Annotated in this window: 17 protein-coding genes; 12 read left to right on the forward strand and 5 right to left on the reverse strand. The window is 68.0% G+C overall.

Going from position 1 to position 20,223, the window contains the following annotated elements; all coding sequences use genetic code 11:
• The first annotated feature begins 25 nt into the window (after nucleotides 1-25).
• On the forward strand, nucleotides 26-766 hold the full coding sequence (locus AAHB17_RS02095; RefSeq protein ID WP_342128769.1) for a sulfite exporter TauE/SafE family protein: 741 nt from the start codon (nucleotides 26-28) through the stop codon (nucleotides 764-766).
• Between the two features lie 8 nt (nucleotides 767-774).
• Here the strand turns inward: AAHB17_RS02095 and AAHB17_RS02100 are convergent, their stop codons facing one another.
• Nucleotides 775-3,429, reverse strand: coding sequence for a [protein-PII] uridylyltransferase (locus tag AAHB17_RS02100; RefSeq protein WP_342128770.1), 2,655 nt, complete (start codon nucleotides 3,427-3,429; stop codon nucleotides 775-777).
• 9 nt (nucleotides 3,430-3,438) lie between these two features.
• Nucleotides 3,439-4,260 (reverse strand): type I methionyl aminopeptidase, encoded by an 822-nt coding sequence (gene map / locus AAHB17_RS02105; protein ID WP_342128771.1) that lies wholly within the window; start codon nucleotides 4,258-4,260, stop codon nucleotides 3,439-3,441.
• 240 nt (nucleotides 4,261-4,500) lie between these two features.
• Between map and AAHB17_RS02110 the strand changes: the two genes are divergently transcribed.
• From AAHB17_RS02110 to AAHB17_RS02125, 4 genes are all read left to right on the forward strand, one after another.
• Nucleotides 4,501-4,944, forward strand: a complete 444-nt coding sequence (locus AAHB17_RS02110) for a hypothetical protein (RefSeq protein WP_342128772.1) — start codon at nucleotides 4,501-4,503, stop codon at nucleotides 4,942-4,944.
• 95 nt (nucleotides 4,945-5,039) lie between these two features.
• The gene (gene purL, locus AAHB17_RS02115) at nucleotides 5,040-9,029 is read left to right on the forward strand and encodes a phosphoribosylformylglycinamidine synthase (protein ID WP_342128773.1); all 3,990 of its coding nucleotides are present in this window, start codon (nucleotides 5,040-5,042) and stop codon (nucleotides 9,027-9,029) included.
• 14 nt (nucleotides 9,030-9,043) lie between these two features.
• The gene (locus tag AAHB17_RS02120) at nucleotides 9,044-9,862 is read left to right on the forward strand and encodes a phytanoyl-CoA dioxygenase family protein (protein WP_342128819.1); all 819 of its coding nucleotides are present in this window, start codon (nucleotides 9,044-9,046) and stop codon (nucleotides 9,860-9,862) included.
• Nucleotides 9,863-9,876: 14 nt separating this feature from the next.
• Nucleotides 9,877-10,779 carry a DUF808 domain-containing protein gene (locus AAHB17_RS02125; RefSeq protein WP_342128774.1) on the forward strand — a complete coding sequence of 301 codons (903 nt, stop codon included), beginning with the start codon at nucleotides 9,877-9,879 and terminating at the stop codon, nucleotides 10,777-10,779.
• Between the two features lie 149 nt (nucleotides 10,780-10,928).
• Here AAHB17_RS02125 and AAHB17_RS02130 read toward each other — a convergent pair whose 3' ends face one another.
• Nucleotides 10,929-12,905, reverse strand: coding sequence for a peptidase U32 family protein (locus tag AAHB17_RS02130; protein ID WP_342128775.1), 1,977 nt, complete (start codon nucleotides 12,903-12,905; stop codon nucleotides 10,929-10,931).
• Nucleotides 12,906-12,951: 46 nt separating this feature from the next.
• On the opposite strand from AAHB17_RS02130, the gene AAHB17_RS02135 reads away from it, so the two are divergent.
• On the forward strand, nucleotides 12,952-13,821 hold the full coding sequence (locus AAHB17_RS02135) for a YbgC/FadM family acyl-CoA thioesterase (RefSeq protein WP_342128776.1): 870 nt from the start codon (nucleotides 12,952-12,954) through the stop codon (nucleotides 13,819-13,821).
• Here AAHB17_RS02135 and AAHB17_RS02140 read toward each other — a convergent pair.
• Both AAHB17_RS02140 and ygfZ read right to left on the reverse strand, forming a co-directional pair.
• Nucleotides 13,752-14,648 (reverse strand): NRDE family protein, encoded by an 897-nt coding sequence (locus AAHB17_RS02140; RefSeq protein WP_342128777.1) that lies wholly within the window; start codon nucleotides 14,646-14,648, stop codon nucleotides 13,752-13,754. The genes AAHB17_RS02135 and AAHB17_RS02140 overlap by 70 nt on opposite strands.
• Nucleotides 14,649-14,658: 10 nt before the next feature.
• Nucleotides 14,659-15,606 (reverse strand): CAF17-like 4Fe-4S cluster assembly/insertion protein YgfZ, encoded by a 948-nt coding sequence (gene ygfZ, locus AAHB17_RS02145; protein WP_342128778.1) that lies wholly within the window; start codon nucleotides 15,604-15,606, stop codon nucleotides 14,659-14,661.
• A gap of 67 nt (nucleotides 15,607-15,673) precedes the next feature.
• On the opposite strand from ygfZ, the gene mltG reads away from it, so the two are divergent.
• The 6 genes from mltG (at nucleotide 15,674) to AAHB17_RS02175 (ending at nucleotide 20,207) form a co-directional block, all read left to right on the forward strand.
• Entirely contained in the window at nucleotides 15,674-16,669 is a 996-nt protein-coding gene (mltG, locus tag AAHB17_RS02150) for an endolytic transglycosylase MltG (RefSeq protein WP_342128779.1), read from the forward strand.
• Nucleotides 16,670-16,680: 11 nt separating this feature from the next.
• Nucleotides 16,681-17,331, forward strand: a complete 651-nt coding sequence (gene tmk / locus AAHB17_RS02155; protein WP_342128780.1) for a dTMP kinase — start codon at nucleotides 16,681-16,683, stop codon at nucleotides 17,329-17,331.
• Entirely contained in the window at nucleotides 17,328-18,344 is a 1,017-nt protein-coding gene (locus AAHB17_RS02160) for a DNA polymerase III subunit delta' (RefSeq protein ID WP_342128782.1), read from the forward strand. Before tmk ends, AAHB17_RS02160 begins: the two co-directional genes overlap by 4 nt.
• 10 nt (nucleotides 18,345-18,354) lie before the next feature.
• Nucleotides 18,355-18,777, forward strand: coding sequence for a PilZ domain-containing protein (locus AAHB17_RS02165; protein WP_342128783.1), 423 nt, complete (start codon nucleotides 18,355-18,357; stop codon nucleotides 18,775-18,777).
• 49 nt (nucleotides 18,778-18,826) lie between these two features.
• Entirely contained in the window at nucleotides 18,827-19,624 is a 798-nt protein-coding gene (locus AAHB17_RS02170; protein WP_342128784.1) for a TatD family hydrolase, read from the forward strand.
• Between the two features lie 94 nt (nucleotides 19,625-19,718).
• Nucleotides 19,719-20,207, forward strand: a complete 489-nt coding sequence (locus tag AAHB17_RS02175) for a tripartite tricarboxylate transporter TctB family protein (RefSeq protein WP_342128785.1) — start codon at nucleotides 19,719-19,721, stop codon at nucleotides 20,205-20,207.
• Nucleotides 20,208-20,223 lie beyond the last annotated feature (16 nt).

A 20,223-nucleotide genomic window follows, 5' to 3' on the forward strand; every position in this document is an offset into this window, starting at 1 on the left:
CCGGCCTTTGCCCAGAATGCCGACCATGGACACCTGCTTTTGGCCCGCGCTGTTGATTGTTTTTCTTTTGGCTGGAACGGTCAAGGGCTTGGCTGGTTTTGGCTTGCCCACCGTGACGGTGGCCCTGATGGCACTCGTCGTGTCACCCGTGGCGGCCGCTGCCGTGATGCTGATTCCTTCGTTTTTGACGAACCTCTGGCAGTATGCCCGTGGCGTGGATCGCTGGCCACTCCTGCGGCGCCTGCTGGGCCTGAACGTGGGCATCGTGGCCGGCACTTGTTGGGGTTTTCTGCCGGGGCTGGCGCAGGCGCGGGAGGGCACACGGCTCTTGATCGGGGCGGTGCTGCTGGTCTATGGCCTGCTGGGCTTGCTGCGCTGGCGACCACCCGCGCCCGGTCGGCACGAGTGGTGGTTGGGGCCCTGGGTCGGCTACCTGGGTGGTGCGCTGTCGGCGGCCAGCGGCATCTTCGTGGTGCCAGTCATCATGTACTTGCAGTCCCTGGCCCTGCGCAAGGAGGCGCTGCTGACGGCCTTGGGCCTGTGCTTTTCGGTGGCCACGCTGGCGCTGGGCACCGAGGTGGCAGATGCGGTACGGGCACGGCCCGAACTCATCCTGGCGTCGCTGCTGGCGCTGGGCCCGGCCCTGCTGGGCATGGAGCTGGGCCGGCGCCTGCGCCAGCGGCTGGGTGAGATGGCCTTCCAGCGGGCCTTCATGGCCGCCATCAGCACGCTGGGCGCCTACCTGCTGTGGCAGGCACAGCGCTGAAGCGCCGGTCACACCTCGCTTTTGAGCACGTCCAGCAGTTCGGTCTCGATCTCGATCTGCGTCTTGTTGTGCTGCAGCTGCACGCCGGCGATCAGGAAGGTGTCTTCCACCCGCTCGCCCAGGGTGGTGACCTTGGCCAGCTGCAAGTTGATGCCGTGGCGGGCCAGCACGCGGGCGATGCTGTAGAGCAGGCCGGTGCGGTCGCTGGCCGAGACGCTGAGCAGCCAACGCTGGGCTTTTTCATCCGGGCGCAGGTCCACGCGCGGGATGACCGGGAAACTCTTGACGCGCCGCGACAGCCGGCCCCGGCTGGGGGGGGGCAGTTCACCGTGGTGCTCGATGGCCTGGGCCAGGCCCGACTCGACCATGCCGATCAGTTCTCTGTAGTGGTCCGACATGGTCGGTGCCACGACCTGGAAGGTGTCGAGCGCGTGGCCGTCGCGGGTGGTGTGGACCTTGGCGTCGAGGATGCTGAAGCCGGCCTGGTCGAAATAGCCGCAGATGCGCACGAACAGGTCGTTTTGGTCGGGGGCGTAGACCAGCACCTGCAGGCCTTCGCTGTCGGGCGAGAGGCGGGCGCGCACGATGGTGCCCTCGAAGGGCTGCTCGGGCGCACGGGCGAGTTCGCGTGAGATCTGGCGCGTGTGCCAGGCGATGTCGCTGGCGTCGTGGCGCATGAAGTAGCTCACGTCGAGCTGGTCCCATAGGGCCTTGTGCGCCTGGTGGGGCAGGGCGTGCAGGGCCACCAGCGTGAGGGCGTCGCGCTTGCGCGACTCGACCACGGCGTCAGGATCGGGCGCCCGCCCGCCCAGGGCGCGCAGGGTGTAGCGGTACAGGTCTTCCAGCAGCCGGGCCTTCCAGGCGTTCCAGACCTTCGGTGACGTGCCCCGAATGTCGGCCACGGTGAGCAGGTAGAGCGCGGTCAGGCGGCGTTCGTTGCCGACGCGCCTGGCGAAGGCGCCAATGACCTCCGGATCGCTGAGGTCGGCCTTCTGCGCGATCTGACTCATGCTCAGGTGCTCCTGCACCAGGAAGGCGATCAGCTCGGCGTCCTCCCGTGCGATGCCGTGCTGGCGGCAGAACACGCGCACATCCTTGGCGCCGAGGTCGGAGTGGTCGCCGCCACGGCCCTTGGCGATGTCGTGGAACAAGGCGGCGATGTAGAGCACCCATGGCTTGTCCCAGCCACCGGCCAGCTGCGAGCAGAAGGGGTATTCGTGGGAGTGTTCGGCGATGAAGAAGCGGCGCACGTTGCGCAGCACCATCAGGATGTGCTGGTCCACCGTGTAGACGTGGAACAGGTCGTGCTGCATCTGGCCGACGATGTTGCGGAACACCCAGAGGTAGCGGCCCAGCACCGAGGTCTGGTTCATCAGCCGCATGGCGTGGGTGATGCCTTCGGGCTCCATCAGGATGCGGCGGAAGGTGGCGCGGTTGACCGGGTCGCTGCGGAACTTCGCGTTCATCACCGGACGCGCGTTGTACAGCGCACGCAGGGTGCGGGCCGACAAGCCCTTGATGCCCACGGTGGTCTGGTAGAGCAGGAAGGTTTCCAGGATGGCGTGCGGCTGCTGCACGTAGAGGTGGTCGCTGGCCACCTCCAGCATGCCGCCCTTGTCAAAGAAGCGCTCGTTGATCGGGCGCAGTTCGGTCGGCCGGGCTTCGTCCTGACGCAGCCGCTCCTCGATGTTGAGCAGCAGAATCTGGTTGAGCTGGGTGACGGCCTTGGCCGCCCAGTAGTAGCGCCGCATCAGCGCTTCGCTGGCGCGGCGCGCCCCGCGGGCGGTGGCACTGCCTTCGGTCGGCACCTGCGGCTTGAGGCCAAAGGAGTCGGCCACCGAGGTCTGCAGGTCGAACACCAGCCGGTCTTCGCGCCGGTGGGCAATCAGGTGCAGGCGCGCCCGGATCAGGCACAGCAAGGCTTCATTGGCCTTGATCTGCCGAGCCTCCAGCGGCGTGGCCAGGCCCTTGCGGGCCAGCTCGTCCCAACTGCGCCCCAGACCGGCGGCCTTGGACACCCACAGGATGATCTGCAGGTCGCGCAGGCCACCTGGCGATTCCTTGCAGTTGGGCTCCAGCGCATACGGCGTGTTTTCGAATTTCTGGTGGCGCTGGCGCAGCTCCAGGCTCTTGGCCACAAAAAATGCCTTGGGGTCCATGGCCTCCGACAGCGCGCGCGACAGGGCCACGAAGCGCGAACGCTGCCCCACGATCAGGCGGCATTCGAGCAGCGAGGTCTGCACCGTCACGTCCTTGGTGGCTTCGTCCACGCATTCGGCCACGGTGCGCACGCTGGAGCCGATGTCCAGTCCCAAGTCCCAGCAGGTGCCGATGAAGGCCTCTATGCGGGCCTTGAGCGCTTCGTCGGTGTCCGGCCGGGCATGGTCGGGCAGCAGCAGCAGCACGTCCACGTCGGAATGGGGGAACAGCTCGCCACGGCCATAGCCGCCCACGGCCACCAGCGAAAAATCGGCCCCGAAACCGGCCCGCTGCCACAGCCGCATCAGGGCTTGGTCGGTCAGCCGGGCCAGGGCGTGCAAGGCCGTGCGCACGCCACGCGCGCTGCTGCCCGACTGGGCCAGCCGCTCGAACACGGCGGCTTTTTCATGCTTGTGGTGCTGGCGCAGCGTGGCCAGGTCGATGTCGGCAGCCAGCGCGGGCATGTCGGCGGATCAGGCGGTCGCGGCGGTGGGCTGGCCCACGAAGGCCGGCGGCGGCGGGCAGCCCTCGGACAAGGTCATGACCTCGTAGCCGGTCTCGGTCACCAGCACCGTGTGTTCCCACTGGGCCGACAGCGAGCGGTCCTTGGTGATGATGGTCCAGCCGTCGTTGCCCAGCTCGCGCACTTCGCGGCGGCCCAGGTTGATCATGGGCTCGATGGTGAAGGTCATGCCCGGCACCAGCTCCACCCCGGTACCGGGGCGGCCATAGTGCAGGACCTGGGGGTCTTCGTGGAAGTTCTGGCCGATGCCGTGGCCGCAGAACTCGCGCACCACCGAAAAACCGTGGCCCTCGGAGAAGGTCTGGATGGCGTGGCCGATGTCGCCCAGGCGGATGCCGGGCTTGACCATGGCGATGCCCTTCCACATGGCTTCGAAGGTGAGGTGGCACAGGCGCTTGGCCGCGATGGAGCATTCGCCGACCAGGAACATGCGGCTGGTGTCGCCGTACCAGCCGTCCTTGATGACGGTCACGTCGACGTTGACGATGTCGCCCTTCTTGAGCGGCTTGTCGTTGGGGATGCCGTGGCAGACCACGTGGTTGACCGAGGTGCACAGGTGGGCCGGGTAGGGCGGATAGCCCCCGGGCTGGTAGCCGATGGTGGCGGACACCGAACCCTGGCGCTGCATGACCTCCGAGGCGATGCGGTCGATCTCCTTGGTCGTGATGCCAGGCACGATCAGCGGCGTGAGGTGGTCCAGGACCTCAGCGGCCAGCCGGCCCGCCAGGCGCATGCCGGCCACACCGGCCGCATCCTTGTAAGTGATGTTCATGGGGCGGGATTATCGCAGTTGCCATCCCGCCACGTGGCGGGCCGGTGGGGTGTCCCTGGAGGCCCGTGGGCCTCCAGGTCGTTTCGCTGCGCGCCTTTTCCTGCCGATGTTTGACAAAAGTTTGGCTTTCAAATTTAACAAAGTCAGGCCCGCGGTGGAATAATTCCGCCACGGCTTCCGGTGGTCCCGCGAGGGTCTGACCGGCAGCCGAGCAAGACAAGAAGGCAGGGAGGAAGAACAATGTCAAAGATGTTTGTGAGTCTGGCGGGCGTGTTGTCGGTGGTGCTGGTGCAGCAACTGGCGGGGTGCAGCGCCGACGTGGCGGCGTCGGAGCCGGCGTCGGGTGACAAGCTGTGGAACGGTTACCACGCCGACATCCGCCTGATCGTCTACGACGACATGAACCCCAACTTCAACAAGCGCAAGGTGGCGTATACGGACAACCTGTCCACCGCCAGCGACACCGTGAAGGCCATGGTCAACGGGCTCGCGCCCACGTCCCAGAACCTGCATTGCAGCGAGGATGGCAAGGTCTACGTCATCGAAATCACGGAAGCCGGCACCAAGCGCAAATACGCCAGCCACAACAACTGGTGCAAGGGCGGGGTGAACTATGCCGGTTACGTGACCGCCGAAACCCTGGGCCATCTGGCGCAGGTCATGGGCGAAAGCCGGCCGAACTGAGCCCGAGGTCACGGGACGGCCCGGGGCACGGGCTAAAATCCGGGGTTCTCAGCGGTGGCCCGGCGGCGGCGGCCGCAGTCATTCAGGCCACCACCGTGACCCTTCATATTTCCTTCTTCGATGGCGGCGACGCCCTCAGCGGCTTTCGCGTCCAGCAACTGCTTCCCCGCCTGCAAGGCATACACGAGCGCATCACGGGCATTTCGGCCCGTTTTGTCCATCTGGTGGCCAGCAGCGAGCCCCTGACCCCGGCACAAGGCGCACAACTCGCTGCCTTGCTGACCTACGGCGAACCCTATGGCGGCCCCCTGGACGGCGAGCGCCTGGTGGTCACGCCCCGTTTCGGCACCGTGTCGCCCTGGGCGTCCAAGGCCACCGACATCGCGCACAACTGCGGCATCGCGCTCAAGCGGGTCGAGCGCATCACCGAATTCCACGTGGCGCTGAAGAACCCCTTGCTGGGCAAGGCCGCTCTCAGCGAGGCCCAGCGCGCCGCCGTGGCCGCGCTGCTGCACGACCGCATGACCGAGAGTGTGGTCAACAGCCGGGAAGATGCCCAGGCCCTGTTCACCGAATTGCAGCCGGCCCCCATGGAACACGTGGACGTGCTGGCCGGCGGACGCGCGGCGCTGGAGGCCGCCAACACCGCCTGGGGCCTGGCCCTGGCCGACGACGAGATCGACTACCTGGTGGCGGCCTTCACCGGCCTGAAGCGCAACCCGACCGACGTCGAGCTCATGATGTTCGCCCAGGCCAACAGCGAACACTGCCGCCACAAGATCTTCAACGCGCAGTTCACGATCGACGGTGTGCCGCAGGACAAGAGCCTGTTCGGCATGATCCGCCACACCCACCAGACCAGCCCGCAGCACACCATCGTGGCGTACTCGGACAACGCCTCCATCATGGAAGGCCACCACCTGGAGCGTTTTGTCGCTCGCGCCGGTGGCGACACCGCGCCGGCCTACCAGGCCGAGGCCGCGCAGCACCACATCCTGATGAAGGTGGAGACCCACAACCACCCGACCGCCATTTCGCCTTTCCCCGGTGCCTCCACCGGCGCGGGCGGCGAGATCCGCGACGAGGGCGCGACCGGCCGCGGCTCCAAGCCCAAGGCCGGCCTGACCGGCTTCACCGTCTCCAAGCTCTGGGGTGGCCTGAGCGACCAGCCCGGCGGCAAGCCCGAGCACATCGCCAGCCCGCTGCAGATCATGACCGAGGGCCCGCTGGGCGGCGCGGCCTTCAACAACGAGTTCGGCCGACCCAACCTGCTGGGCTACTTCCGCGAATACGAACAGGACGTGGGCGGCGTGGTGCGCGGCTACCACAAGCCCATCATGATCGCGGGTGGCCTGGGCCAGATCGACGCTGGCCAGACCAAGAAGATCGATTTCCCGGCCGGCACGCTGCTGATCCAGCTCGGCGGCCCGGGCATGCGCATCGGCATGGGCGGTGGCGCGGCCAGCTCCATGGCCACCGGCACCAACGCGGCGGAACTGGACTTTGATTCCGTGCAGCGCGGCAACCCCGAGATCGAGCGCCGCGCGCAGGAGGTCATCAACCACTGCTGGGCGCAGGGCGACAAGAACCCGGTGCTGTTCATCCACGACGTGGGCGCGGGTGGCCTGTCCAACGCCTTCCCCGAGCTGACCAACGACGCTGGCCGGGGCGCACGCTTCGACCTGCGCGCCGTGCCGCTGGAAGAGAGCGGTCTGGCACCCAAGGAAATCTGGTGCAACGAGAGCCAGGAGCGTTACGTGCTGGCCATCGCGCCCGAGTCCCTGGAACAGTTCAAGGCCTTCTGCGAGCGTGAGCGTTGCCCGTTCTCTGTCGTCGGCGTCGCCACAGAAGAACGCCACCTGTCGCTGGTGGACGAGGGCAACGAAAGCCCTGTCAACATGCCGATGGACGTGCTGCTGGGCAAGCCGCCCAAGATGCACCGCGACGTCAAGACGGTGCAACGCCAGTTCCAGCCCATGGACCTCACCGGCGTCGACCTGCAAAAGGCCGTGATCGACGTGTTGAGCCACCCGACCGTGGCCTCCAAACGTTTCCTGGTCACCATCGGCGACCGCACCGTGGGTGGCCTGACCCACCGCGACCAGATGGTGGGCCCCTGGCAGGTGCCGGTGGCCGACTGCGCCGTGACCCTGGCCGACCACGCCGGGTTTGCCGGCGAAGCCATGAGCATGGGCGAGCGCACGCCGCTGGCGTCCATCAACGCTGCGGCGTCGGGGCGCATGGCGGTGGCCGAAGCCATCACCAACCTCCTGGCCGCGCCCATCGAGCTGCCACGCGTCAAGCTGTCCGCCAACTGGATGGCGGCCTGTGGCGAACCCGGTGAGGACGCCGACCTCTACGCCACCGTCAAGGCCGTGGGCATGGAGCTGTGCCCGGCGCTGGACGTGTCAGTGCCGGTGGGCAAGGACAGCCTGTCCATGCGCACCCAGTGGCAGGCCGATGGCGACAAGAAAAAGGTCACCTCGCCGGTGAGCCTGATCGTCACCGCCTTTGCCACGCTGGCCGACGTGCGGGGCACGCTCACGCCGCAGCTTGATGCGCAGGAAGAAGACACCACCCTGGTGCTGATCGACCTCGGCCGGGGCCGCAACCGCATGGGCGGCAGCGTGTTGGGCCTGACCCTGGGCCAGCCGGGCGACGAGGTGCCCGACCTCGACGACCCGCAGGAACTCATTCACCTGGTGAAGGCCGTCAATGCACTGCGCGCCCAGGGCCAGATCCTGGCCTACCACGACCGCAGCGACGGCGGCCTGCTGGCCACGGTGGCTGAAATGGCCTTTGCCGGCCACGTGGGTGTGGCGCTGAACATCGACATGCTGGTCACCGAGGGCGACGGCATCGCCGACAGCCGAGCCGAATACGGCGACGCCAAGAACTGGGCCAAGCAGGTCAGCGCCCGCCGCGAAGAGCTGACCGTGAAGGCCTTGTTCAGCGAAGAGCTGGGCGTGGTGCTGCAGGTGCGCACCGCCGAGCGCAACGCCGTGATGGCCACGCTGCGCGAGCACGGCCTGAGCAAACACAGCCACTTCATCGGCAAGACGCGTCCCGTGTCGTCGGGCATGGACGTGGGCAAGGGCCAGCTGCAGGTCTGGCGGGACACCCAGGCGGTGTTCAGCGCCTCCCTGTTCGACCTGCACCAGGTCTGGGACAGCGTGAGCTGGAAGATCAACCAGCAGCGCGACAACCCGGCCTGTGCCGACGCCGAACACGCGGCGGCGGGCCTGGACCAGGATCCGGGTCTGCACGTGGCGCTGAGCTTCGACCCGTCGGACAACGTGGCCGCGCCCTTCCTGAACCTGGCGCGCCCCAAGGTCGCCATCCTGCGCGAGCAGGGCGTCAACTCCCATGTGGAGATGGCCTACGCCTTCACCCAGGCCGGCTTTGAAGCCTTTGATGTGCACATGACCGACCTGCAGACCGGTCGTGCCCGGCTGGCCGACTTCAAGGGCGTGGTCGCCTGCGGCGGCTTCAGCTACGGCGACACGCTGGGCGCGGGCATCGGCTGGGCTCGCTCCATCACCTTCAACCCGGTGTTGTCCGAGCAGTTCCAGGGTTTCTTCGGTCGCGCCGACACCTTCGGCCTGGGCGTGTGCAACGGCTGCCAGATGTTCGCCGAGCTGGCCGACATCATCCCCGGCGCGCAAGCCTGGCCCCGTTTCACCACCAACCGGAGCGAACGCTTCGAAGCGCGTCTGTCGATGGTTGAAGTGCTCGACTCGCCGAGCCTGTTCCTGCACGGCATGGCCGGCAGCCGCCTGCCGATCGCCGTGGCGCACGGCGAGGGCTATGCCAACTTCAAGCACCGTGGCGACCCGGCCCAGGCCATTGCCGCCATGCGCTTTGTGGACAACACCGGCGCGCCGACCGAGCTGTACCCGTTCAACCCCAACGGCAGCCCGGGCGGCCTGACCGCGGTGACCACGCTTGATGGCCGCTTCACGGCCATGATGCCCCACCCCGAGCGTGTCTTCCGCAACATCCAGATGAGCTGGACCAGCGGCGACAGGAACGCCCTGAGCCCCTGGATGCAGATCTGGCGCAACGCCCGCCGTTGGGTGGGCTGAGCGTGCCGCTGCACATGCGGCTGGACCCCGGCACCGTTGAAGCCTTCGCCCGCGACGGCGCCGTGGTCGTACGCGGCGCGCTCCAGCCCAGCGACCTGGCCTTGCTGGAGCAGGGCATCGAGCACAACCTCGCCCACCTGAGCCCGCTGGCCCTGGTGGCCAGCGAGCCCGACGACCCGGGGCGATTCGTCGAGGACTTCTGCACCTGGCAGGGCAACCCGGCCTACCGGCGCATCCTGCTCGACTCGGCCCTGCCGCAGATCGCCGCGCAGCTGATGCAGAGCCAGACCGCGCGCCTGTACCACGACCACCTGCTGGTCAAGGAAGCCGGCACGCGCCAGCCCACGCCCTGGCACCAGGACCAGCCCTACTACAACGTGAGCGGCCGCCAGAACGTCAGCTTCTGGATACCCGTGGACCCGGTGCCACTGGCCAGCACGCTGCGCTTCGTGGCGGGGTCGCACGCCGGCACCTGGTACATGCCGCGCACCTTCCGCGATCAACAGGCCAAGTGGTTCCCCGAGGGTGCCCTGGCCGAGCTGCCGCCGATCGACGCCGAACCCGAACGCTACCGCCAACTGGGCTGGGCGCTGGCACCGGGCGATCTGGTGGCCTTCCAGATGCTCACGCTGCACGCGTCCAGCGGCACCGCCCCAGGGCAGCGCCGCCGCGTGTTTTCGGCCCGTTACCTGGGCGACGACAGCCGCCACGCGCCGCGCGCCTGGCGGACCTCACCACCTTTTCCTGGTCTGACGGAACGCTTGCCCGATGGCGCGCCCATGGATGACCCCCTGTTTCCGCTGGCCTGGCCCCGCACGGCCGGCCCCACCTGACCCCACGGAGCCCCATGGCCAGCAGCCTGCTTGCACTGATCGACGACATCGCCAGCGTGCTCGACGACGTGGCCATCCTGACCAAGGTCGCGACCAAAAAAACCGCCGGTGTCCTCGGTGATGACCTCGCGCTCAACGCCCAGCAGGTCACCGGGGTGAACGCCGACCGCGAACTGCCGGTGGTCTGGGCGGTGGCCAAGGGTTCGCTGCTCAACAAGGCCATCCTGGTGCCAGCGGCGCTGCTCATCAGCGCCTTCGCCCCCTGGCTGGTGACACCCTTGCTGATGCTGGGCGGCGCCTTCCTCTGCTTCGAGGGCTTCGAGAAGCTGGTGCACAAGTTCCTGCACCGTGCCGAGGACGACGCCCAGCACCACGAACAACACGTGGCGGCCCTGTCCAATGCCGAGGTCGACATGGTGGCCTTCGAGCGCGACAAGGTCAAAGGCGCGGTCCGCACCGACTTCATCCTCTCGGCCGAAATCATCGCCATCACCCTTGGCACCGTGGCGGCCGCGCCCTTTGGCACCCAAGTCGCGGTGCTGGTGGGCATCGCCATCCTCATGACGGTGGGCGTCTACGGTCTGGTGGCCGGTATCGTCAAGCTCGACGATGCCGGCCTGCACCTGAGCCGCTCGGCGTCCAGCGCCCTGCAGGCCCTGGGGCGGGGCATCCTGCGGGTCGCGCCCTGGCTGATGAAGGCGCTGTCGGTGGCTGGCACGGCCGCCATGTTCCTGGTCGGTGGCGGGATCCTGTCGCACGGCCTGCCTTTCCTGCACCACGCCAGCGAGGCGGTGACCGCCGCCGTCGGTCCGGGCCTGGCCTGGCTCGCGCCCACGCTGTTCGACGCCGTGGTCGGCTTGGTGGCGGGCGCCCTGGCGCTGCTGGCTGTGACGGCCGTCTCCGCCTTGCGCAAGTAAATCAGCTTTTTATTGTGCTTCGCACCACCCGCTGCTCATGAAACGGTCGAACCGGGGGACACCGCCGGGCCGGCTTGGCCGGACGGCTGGTGTCGCCCCTTGAGGGGGATGCGGCCACGCGCAGCGGGCAAGCGACGGGGTGGTCTGTTTCAGTGCGGCGACACCGCCGTGGGCCGGGTGCGGTAGAAGGTCAGCGGGCTTTCGGCCGCGGCGTTGAGCACCGAACGCTTGATCTTACCCACCACGTGCATCTCGCAGGGCTTGCAGTCGAAGCGCAGGGTGAGCTTTTCCTTGCCGTTGATGAGTTGCATGGGCTCGGCGCGCACGGTGCCTTGCACGCCGGTCACGCCCTTGGCCTGCTTGGGGCACAGGCTCAGGCTGAAGCGCACGCAGTGTTTGGTGATCATCAGGCTGACCTCGCCGTGCTCCTCGTGGCTTTCGTAGGCCGCGGCAATCACCTTGACGCCGTGTTTGGCGTAGAAGTCGTGTGCCTTCTGGTTGAAGACGTTGGCCAGGTAGCTCAGGGTGTCCTCGGGGTAGGGCACCGGCGGATGCACAGGCTGGGCACGCGGCAGGCGCAACAGCCCGGCGGCGCGGGCGGTTTCGAGCGCTGCCACGGCGTCGCGGCGCAGTGCGTTGGCTTGCGAGGCCGGCACGAACCAGGGCTGGCCGAGGTCCAGCGACACGTCCAGCGGCGCGAACACGGTGTCGCCCAGGCGGGCCAGGTTGTCTTGCAGCTTGGCGCGGGCCTGCGTGGCGTCCTTGGCCATCTGCAGCGGGCCGGGCAGGGTGGCGTTGCCCTGGAAGCCATCCTCGTCGGTCAGCGTCAGCACCAGTCCACCATCGGCATCGGCCAGCCGCACCCACACGTTGATGTGGCGTTCGGCCGACTTTTTCTCCAACGCGCGCACCCATTCCATGTCGCGGTTGCGGTTGACCTCGGTGCCTTTGCGCAGGTCCTTGAAGCCCGCCATCGGGTCCTTGGGAAAGACCGCCCAGTGACCGACCTTGCCGGCCACGGGCTCGCAGCGGTTGGTCTGCAGGCCCACCAGTTCCTTTTGCAGGTCGTGGTAGCACAGGCCATCGCCGTTGTGGAGCACGGTCTCGGGTGAGTTGGTTTCGATTTCCAGGTGGTCGGGCGCCACCCGCGTGACCCAGCCGATGGCCTGGCCCGGGTTCTTGGGCGTGTCGAAGGCGCCGATGTCGTCCTGGCGGCCCTGCACGAAGTAATCGGTGAACTCGCGGTTGAAGTTCTGGTTGGGGTCGGGGGTGAAGCTGAAGCGGGTCTGGCCGCTGGAGGCGCGGGCCAGCTCGGGGCGCTCTTCCAGGATCTCGTCGAACAGGGTGCGGTAGTGGGCCGTGATGTTCTTCACGTAGCCCAGGTCCTTGTAGCGGCCCTCGATCTTGAAACTGCGCACGCCGGCGTCGATCAGGGCGCGCAGGTTGTCGCTCTGGTTGTTGTCCTTCATCGACAGGACGTGTTTTTCGTGCGCGACGATGCGTCCCTGGCTGTCCTTGACCTCGTAGGGCAGGCGGCAGGCCTGCGAGCAGTCGCCGCGGTTGGCGCTGCGCCCGGTGTGGGCGTGGCTGATGAAACACTGGCCGCTGTAGGCGACACACAGGGCGCCGTGGATGAAAAATTCGATCACGCTGCGCTGTGGATCGGTGGCGGCACGGATGGCGGCGATCTGCTGCAGCGTGAGTTCGCGCGCCAGCACCAGCTGGCTCAGGCCGGCATCCTGCAGGAAACGGGCCTTTTCAGGCGTGCGGATGTCGGTCTGGGTGCTGGCGTGCAGCTGGATGGGCGGCAGGTCCAGCTCCAGCAGGCCCATGTCCTGGATGATCAGCGCGTCGACCCCGGCCTCATACAGCTGCCAGATCTGCCGGCGCGCCGGCTCCAGCTCGTCGTCGCGCAGGATGGTGTTGACGGTGCAGAAGATGCGGCTGTGGAAGCGGTGGGCGTGTTGCACCAGCCGCGCCAGGTCGCTCACGCTGTTGTCGGCGCTGGTGCGCGCGCCAAAGGAGGGGCCGCCGATGTAGACGGCGTCGGCGCCATGGTTGATGGCTTCGATGCCGATGTCGGCGGTGCGGGCAGGTGACAGCAGTTCGAGCTGGTGGGGCAACATAATCCGGAGCTGTTTTCACAGCCAAGCGACAAAGGACGAATTTTCCATGAAACGCCAGGATTTCCGCTTTTTCCACCGCATGCGCGTGCGCTGGGCCGAGGTGGACATGCAAAAAATCGTGTTCAACGCGCATTACCTGATGTATTTCGACACCGCCATCACCGAGTACTGGCGGGCCATCGCGCTGCCCATGGAGGAAGTCTTTGCCCAGCTCGGTGGCGAGCTGTACGTGAAAAAGGCCACGGTCGAGTTCAACGCCTCGGCCGCCATGGACGACCAGATCGACGTGGCCTTGCGCTGCGAGCGCATCGGCAACTCGTCGATGCAGTTTGTGGGCGCCATCTTTCGCGGCGAGCAGCACCTGATCTCGTCCGAGATCATCTACGTTTTTGCCGACCCGATCAGCCAGACCTCACGGCCCGTGCCCGAGGTGCTGCGCGCCGTCTTCCTGGGTTATGAGGCCGGCGAGCCCATGGTCACCCTGAAGGTCGGTGGCTGGGACGAGCTGGGGGCCGACGCGGCGCAGGTGCGCAACGAGGTGTTCGTCGAGGAGCAGAAGATCCCCAAGGAACTGGAGTGGGACGCGGCCGATGCCGATGCGGTGCATGCCGTGGCCTACAACCGCATGGGCACGCCGCTGGCCACGGGCCGCTACCTGCCTTATCAGCGCGATGTGCGGCCTGGCGTGGTCAAGGTCGGGCGCATGGCCGTCAAGCGGGTGATCCGTGGTTCTGGCGTGGGGCGCGACGTGCTGTTTGCCTTGATGGACGCGGCCCGCGCGCGGGGCGAACACGAGGTGGTGCTGCACGCGCAGCGCAGCGCGGAGGGCTTCTACGCCCGCCTGGGCTACACGCTCAACGGCGAACCCTTCGAGGAAGCCGGCATCCCCCACATCGAGATGCACATGCGCCTGTAGGTGCTGTGGGCCAGCGGCCAGCGGCTGTCGGTCGCGTGGGCCGGCGCGGTGGCGCCGCTGCGGTCGTGGCTCCACTCTTCCATCACCACCTCGTCGTCGCTGGCCTGCAGCAGCAGGCTGCTGCGGGTGCCATAGCGGCGCTCGGCGTAGTCCACGAAGGGGCTGGACAAGGCCTGTTCCCACACACGCGGCGCACCGGTGTGTGGCAGGGCATCCACAGGTGCCTGGCGGCGGTCGAGCAGAGTGGCCAGCAGAGGCTGGCGCCAGTCGGACGGCAGCGCGTCAGCGGCGCGATCCACCACCGAGGCCATGGCCTGCTTGAGCCGCAGGGTCTTGGGCCAGGGGGTGTCCAGGGCGGCGTTGGACAGACCATACACGCCGGGCGCCAGTGTGCGCGACACCAGGCCGGGCGCCAGCTGCGTGGCGCCGTCGGCAGGGCGGTTGCTGAGCCAGACCCAGTCGCCCCGACGCAGGTCACCGAGCACCAGGTTGAAGCCGCTGTAGCGCTCGGCCGCGATGCCCTGGGCAAAGTCTGGCCAGGCCTGGTCGCCCTGCAGCCAGCCGGTCACCAGCTCGCCGCGGCTCTGGGGCGTGTTGCCCACCAGCGCCTCGCGCACATTGGTCAACATGGCCACCCGTCCAGCCGGTGTCACACCCAGCCAAGTGCCGCCCGCGTGCAGGTCGCGCCCGGCCACCACGGGTGTCCCGTTGTCCAGCCGCCAGGCGTGCAGTGGCTGGGTCGGGCGGTCCAGGTGTTCATCGCGGTTGGCGGCCACCAGCAGGCGGCAGCCGGGCATTGCGTCCAGCGCAAAAACGATCAGGCACATGGGCGCAGCGTCAGATGTCGTCGCGCAGCGGGTAGGGCAGGGGCAGCAACTGCAACGCCGGACCATCGGCCGCCGCCAGGGTCAGCGCCTGGCCATCGGCGGCGCTGATCTGCATGGACACGACGGCATCAAACCCGGCCACCGGGTGGGGCGCGGCGGCCACCACCGTGCCGGTGGGCTGCTCGGCATCGCTGGCATGGAACACGTCCTGGCCCACGGCCATGGGCGCGTCTGCGTGGGCCAGGTAGGCGCGGCGCTTGAGGGTGCCGCGAAACTGGCTGCGGGCCACCACCTCCTGGCCGGGGTAGCAGCCCTTCTTGAAGTTCACGCCATCGACCGATTCGTAGTTGAGCATCTGCGGCACAAAGGCCTCGACCACCGGCGCCGACAGGTCGGCCACGCCGCTGCGCACGGCCAGCCACTGCCACAGGGCCGGGTCCAGCGCGGGCAGGGCGGGCGCCGCAGCCTCGACCGGCGCCACCCACAGGGCGCGTGCACGGCCTTCGGCCGGCATCAGCCGGACCACGCTGGCCTCGCCATCGTCCTGCTTGGACCAGGCGGTGGCCGGCCAGCCCGCGCCGTCGCCCACCAGGCCGTACACCGCCAGTTCGGCGCTGGCGTCGCTGAGCTTGGCCTTGGCCCGCAGCACGAACATGGACAGGCGCTTGAGCGTGGGGGCCAGCAGGTCCTGGGCGCAGACCAGCCAGACTTCGGTGTGGCTGCGCTTGAAGCCGACAAAACTCGCCAGCATGCGGCCCTTGGCGGAGCAAAAGGCGGCCAGGCGGGCCTGTGACAGGCCCAGCAGGGCAAAGTCCTGCGTCAGCTGGCCGTGCAGAAAGCTGGCGGCGTCCTCGCCCACGACCCGGATCACCCCCAGTTGCGGCAGGCGCGCGGCGCCCGACACGGTGCTGGCGTCAAAGGTGGGTAGAGGGAGCAGGGGGGCGCTGGTGACGGTCATTCGAAGGTCCTCTTATATGATTTGCGACTCCTATTTTCCCAAAGGTGCCCGGACCGTGCTGAGAGTGTTGAAAAGGCTGCTGCTGTCGGCCCTGTTGGTGGCCCTGCTGGCAGCGGCCTGGGGCACGTGGTGGTGGCACAAGCCGCTGACGCTGCGACTGCCCGCGGACCAGGGCGTGCTGGACGTCCTGGTGCCGCCCGGCACCTCTGGGGCCGGCATCGCCCGGGCCCTGGTGGACGCCGGGGTGGACTCGCCCGCGTGGCTGCTGCAAGTGGCGTGGCGCATCTCGGGCGCGGCCACACGCATCAAGGCCGGCAGCTACGAGATCGCGCCCGGCGACACGCCGGCCTCGGTGCTGGCCATGCTGGTGCGCGGCGAACAGGCCCTGCGCCAGGTGACCCTGGTCGAGGGCTGGACCTTCCGCCAGGTGCGCGCCGCGCTGCAATCGGCCGAACACCTGCAGGACGACCTCAAAGGCCTGGGCAATGATGCCCTCATGGCGCGCATCGGCCTGGCCGGTGTGCACCCCGAAGGCCGCTTTTTTCCCGACACCTACCGCTACCCCAAGCGCTCGCCGGCGTCGGCCGTGCTCAGGCAGGCGGCGCAGGCCATGCAGCAGCAGCTGGACACCGCCTGGGCCCAGCGGGCGCCGGACACGCCGCTGAAAACCCCCACCGAGGCCCTGATCCTGGCCAGCATCGTGGAAAAAGAAACCGGCCAGGCCAGCGACCGTGGCCAGGTGGCCGGTGTGTTCAGCAACCGGCTGCGCATCGGCATGCGCCTGCAGACCGACCCCAGCGTGATCTATGGACTGGGCGAGCGTTTTGACGGCAACCTGCGCCGGCGCGACCTGGAGGCCGACACGCCCTACAACAGCTACACCCGCGCCGGACTGCCGCCCACGCCGATCGCCATGCCGGGCAAGGCCGCGCTGCTGGCCGCCGTGCGCCCGGCCAACACCCAGGCCCTGTATTTTGTGGCGCGTGGCGACGGCAGCAGCCAGTTCAGCGCCACACTCGACGACCACAACCGCGCCGTGCGCGAATTCCAACTGAAGCGTTGAGCCCAACCACCATGCCCACAGACGGACTTTTCATCAGCTTCGAAGGCATTGACGGCGCCGGCAAGTCGACCCACATCGACGCCCTGGCCGCCGCGCTGCGTGCCCAGGGCCGCACGGTGACGCTGACCCGCGAGCCCGGCGGCACGCCGCTGGCCGAAAAGCTGCGCGCCCTGCTGCTGCACGACGCCATGGACCCGCTGTGCGAAGCGCTGCTGATGTTCGCCGCCCGGCGCGACCACCTGCAGCAGGTCATCGAGCCGGCGCTGGCGCGTGGCGACGCGGTGTTGTGCGACCGCTTCACCGACGCCACCTTCGCCTACCAGGGCCACGGGCGTGGCTTCGATCTCGCCACCCTGACAACGCTGGAGCGCTGGGTGCAGACCACGCCCCAAGGCCGGTTGCGCCAGCCCGACCTCACGGTCTGGTTCGACCTGGCACCCGAGGTCGCGGCCCGGCGCCTGGCCGGTGCGCGTGTGCCCGACAAGTTCGAGTCCCAGCCGGTCGAGTTTTTCCGCCGCGTCGCCGCGGGCTACGCCCAGCGCCTGGCCGATGACCCGGTGCGCTTCGCCCGCATCGCGGCCGACCAGCCGCTGGACGCGGTGCGCGCCGACGTGATGGCGGCCTGCGGCCGCCAGGCCTGGTGGCGCGAGGTGGCGGCATGAGCGCGCCCCAACTGGCGCCCTGGCTGCAGAGCCAGTTGCAAGAGCTGCTGCAGCAACGCGGCCATGCGCTGCTGCTCACCGGACCGTCCGGCCTGGGGCAGTACCCGCTGGCACTGGCCCTGGCCAGCGCCTGGCTGTGCGAGCAGCCGACAGCGCAGGGCGCCTGTGGCCAGTGCGGCAGCTGCCACGCCATCGCCGTGCGCACCCATGCCGACCTGTGTGTGCTGCTGCCCGAAACCCTGGCCATGGAACTGGGCTGGCCGCTGGACGAAAAAACGCAGGACCGCATCGACAAGAAAGAGATCAAGGCCAGCCGCCTGATCCGGGTCGAGGCGGCGCGCGAGGCGGTGGCCTTCACCCAGTACACCCGCTCGCGCGGCGACACCAAGGTGGTGCTGATCTACCCGGCCGAGCGCATGAACATCGAGGCCGCCAACACCTTGCTCAAGACGCTGGAGGAGCCGGTGGGCGCGGTGCGTTTCATCCTCGCCACCGAAGCGGCCCACCAGTTGTTGCCCACCATACGCAGCCGCTGCCAGAGCCACGCGCTGGCCTGGCCCGATGTGGCGCAGGGCCTGGCCTGGCTGCAGCAGGTCACCGGTGCCGACGCCGCCAGCGCCGAGGTCTGGTGGTCGGCCGCTGGCGGCCGGCCCGACGACGCCCTGGTCTGGGCCCAGGCCGGCCTGTCGGCCGACACCTGGCAGCGCCTGCCCAAGGCCATGGCGCGGGGTGATCTGTCGGCCATGGGCGACTGGCCACCGGCGCGCCAGCTGGAGGTGCAGCAAAAACTGTGTCACGACCTGATGGCGGTGCGCAGCGGCGGCGGCCCGCGGTTTTTTGCCGCCCCACAACTGCCACCGGCCCCCGACATGGCGGCTCTGGCGCGCTGGTCGCGTGAGCTGTCAGCCAGTGCCCGCAGCGTGGAACACCCCTTCAACGCCGGCCTGATGCTGGAGGCCTGGGCGGCGCGCGCGCGCGCTGCCCTGTCGCCATCGGGTGCGCTCACCGCGTAAACTCGCGCCCATGAACGCGCCCGAGTCCCTGCCCCAACCCACCGACGCCGCTGGCGCCGGCGACGGGGCACCGGCCTCTGGCGACACGCCGTTTGTGCGCCCCACCGTCATCCAGTTGTCCATCAAGGAAAAGGGCGCCCTGTACGCCGCCTACATCCCCATGTTCACCGAGGGCGGCATTTTTGTGCCGTCAACCAAAAACTACCGCCTGGGGCAGGACGTCTACGTGCTGCTGACGCTGCCGGAAGACCTGCAGCGCTACCCCATCGCTGGCAAGGTGGCCTGGATCACACCGGCCCATGCCACTGGCGCGCGCACGCAGGGCATAGGCATCCGTTTCCCCAACGACGAGAAGTCCATGCTGCTCAAGAAGCGCATCGAAGAGATCCTCGGTGCCCACCTTGGCTCCGACCGCGCCACCCAGACCGTCTGACGTTTTTGCCTTGATCACGTGCGGGCCCATGCCCAGCGTGACGACGACCATGTTCACCGACTCCCACTGCCACCTCAATTTTCCCGACTTCAAGGACCAGATGCCCGCCGTGCTCGATGCGATGCGCGAGGCGCGGGTCACGCGCGCCCTGTGCATCTGCACCACGCTGGAAGAGTTTGGCGATGTGCACGCCCTGGCACTGAAGCACGGACACCTCTGGGCCACGGTGGGCGTGCACCCCGACAACGAGGACGTGCTGGAGCCCACGCTGGATGACCTGCTGGAGCGGGCGGCTCTGCCACGGGTGGTGGGCATAGGGGAAACCGGGCTCGACTACTACCGCCTCAACGGCCGCAGCGTGGCCGAGATGGAATGGCAGCGCGAACGCTACCGCCGCCACATCCGTGCCGCGCGCCAGACCGGCCTGCCGCTGGTCATCCACACCCGCAGCGCCAGTGACGACACACTGGCCATCCTGAGGGAGGAGGGGGGTATTGGCGGCGCGAACGCCGCGCGGGGTGTGTTCCACTGCTTCACCGAAACCGCAGACGTTGCACGGGCGGCGCTTGACATGGGTTTTCACATCTCCTTCTCGGGCATCCTGACCTTCAAGAGCGCGGCCGACCTGCGCGAGGTGGCCGCCTTCGTGCCGCTGGACCGCACGCTGATCGAGACCGACAGCCCCTACCTCGCGCCGGTGCCCCACCGTGGCAAGACCAATTCGCCCGCTTACGTGCCCCGGGTGGCCGAGCAGTTGGCGCAGATCAAGGGTTTGGGCGTCGAAGCCGTGGCAGAGGCGACGACCGCCAACTTTCTGTCGCTTTTTGACCGTGTGAATAGCATTTGAACCGCCTGTTCGCGCAGAAATAGGTGAAACCCACATGGGCGCGGGGGGCAAACCCCCGCAAAATCCGCAGGTTCAATCAACGCAGGAGACTTGTGTGCTGATAAAAAGTCAAAAAGACTTCTTTTCCGGACTGATGTTCGCCGTGGTCGGGGGCGGTTTTGCCATCGGCGCGACCGAATACACGGTGGGGCAGGCGTCCCGCATGGGGCCGGGCTACTTTCCCTTGATCCTGGGCATCCTGCTCACCGTTCTCGGTGTGCTGGTGTCCGCCCAGTCCTTCACCTCCCAGGCACCGGACGGCGACAAGATCGGCAAGTGGGCCTGGAAACCGCTGTTCTTCGTGATCGCCGCCAACCTGATTTTCGGCCTGCTGCTGGGTGGCCTGCCCTCCATCGGCTTTCCGTCCTTCGGCCTGATCGCCGCGATCTACGCGCTGGTCTTCGTCGCCAGTCAGGCCGGAGAGAAAGTGCGCATCAAGGAACTGTTCGTTCTCGCCACCATCCTGGCGGTCGGCAGCTACCTGGCCTTCATCAAGCTGCTGAACCTGCAGTTCCCCGTGTGGCCGGCCTTCCTGGTCGGTTGAGACCTACAACAGATTC

This window comes from Hydrogenophaga sp. OTU3427 (assembly GCF_038440225.1).
GTDB lineage: Bacteria > Pseudomonadota > Gammaproteobacteria > Burkholderiales > Burkholderiaceae_C > Hydrogenophaga.

Excerpts from the sequence above, each read along its gene's own strand:
- AAHB17_RS02095 (WP_342128769.1), top strand. The coding sequence starts at position 26 with ATGGACACCTGCTTTTGGCCCGCGCTGTTGATTGTTTTTCTTTTGGCT.
- AAHB17_RS02100 (WP_342128770.1), bottom strand. The coding sequence starts at position 3,429 with ATGCCCGCGCTGGCTGCCGACATCGACCTGGCCACGCTGCGCCAGCAC.
- map (WP_342128771.1), bottom strand. The coding sequence starts at position 4,260 with ATGAACATCACTTACAAGGATGCGGCCGGTGTGGCCGGCATGCGCCTG.
- AAHB17_RS02110 (WP_342128772.1), top strand. The coding sequence starts at position 4,501 with ATGTCAAAGATGTTTGTGAGTCTGGCGGGCGTGTTGTCGGTGGTGCTG.
- AAHB17_RS02120 (WP_342128819.1), top strand. The coding sequence starts at position 9,044 with ATGCGGCTGGACCCCGGCACCGTTGAAGCCTTCGCCCGCGACGGCGCC.
- AAHB17_RS02125 (WP_342128774.1), top strand. The coding sequence starts at position 9,877 with ATGGCCAGCAGCCTGCTTGCACTGATCGACGACATCGCCAGCGTGCTC.
- AAHB17_RS02130 (WP_342128775.1), bottom strand. The coding sequence starts at position 12,905 with ATGTTGCCCCACCAGCTCGAACTGCTGTCACCTGCCCGCACCGCCGAC.
- AAHB17_RS02135 (WP_342128776.1), top strand. The coding sequence starts at position 12,952 with ATGAAACGCCAGGATTTCCGCTTTTTCCACCGCATGCGCGTGCGCTGG.
- AAHB17_RS02140 (WP_342128777.1), bottom strand. The coding sequence starts at position 14,648 with ATGTGCCTGATCGTTTTTGCGCTGGACGCAATGCCCGGCTGCCGCCTG.
- ygfZ (WP_342128778.1), bottom strand. The coding sequence starts at position 15,606 with ATGACCGTCACCAGCGCCCCCCTGCTCCCTCTACCCACCTTTGACGCC.
- tmk (WP_342128780.1), top strand. The coding sequence starts at position 16,681 with ATGCCCACAGACGGACTTTTCATCAGCTTCGAAGGCATTGACGGCGCC.
- AAHB17_RS02160 (WP_342128782.1), top strand. The coding sequence starts at position 17,328 with ATGAGCGCGCCCCAACTGGCGCCCTGGCTGCAGAGCCAGTTGCAAGAG.
- AAHB17_RS02165 (WP_342128783.1), top strand. The coding sequence starts at position 18,355 with ATGAACGCGCCCGAGTCCCTGCCCCAACCCACCGACGCCGCTGGCGCC.
- AAHB17_RS02170 (WP_342128784.1), top strand. The coding sequence starts at position 18,827 with ATGTTCACCGACTCCCACTGCCACCTCAATTTTCCCGACTTCAAGGAC.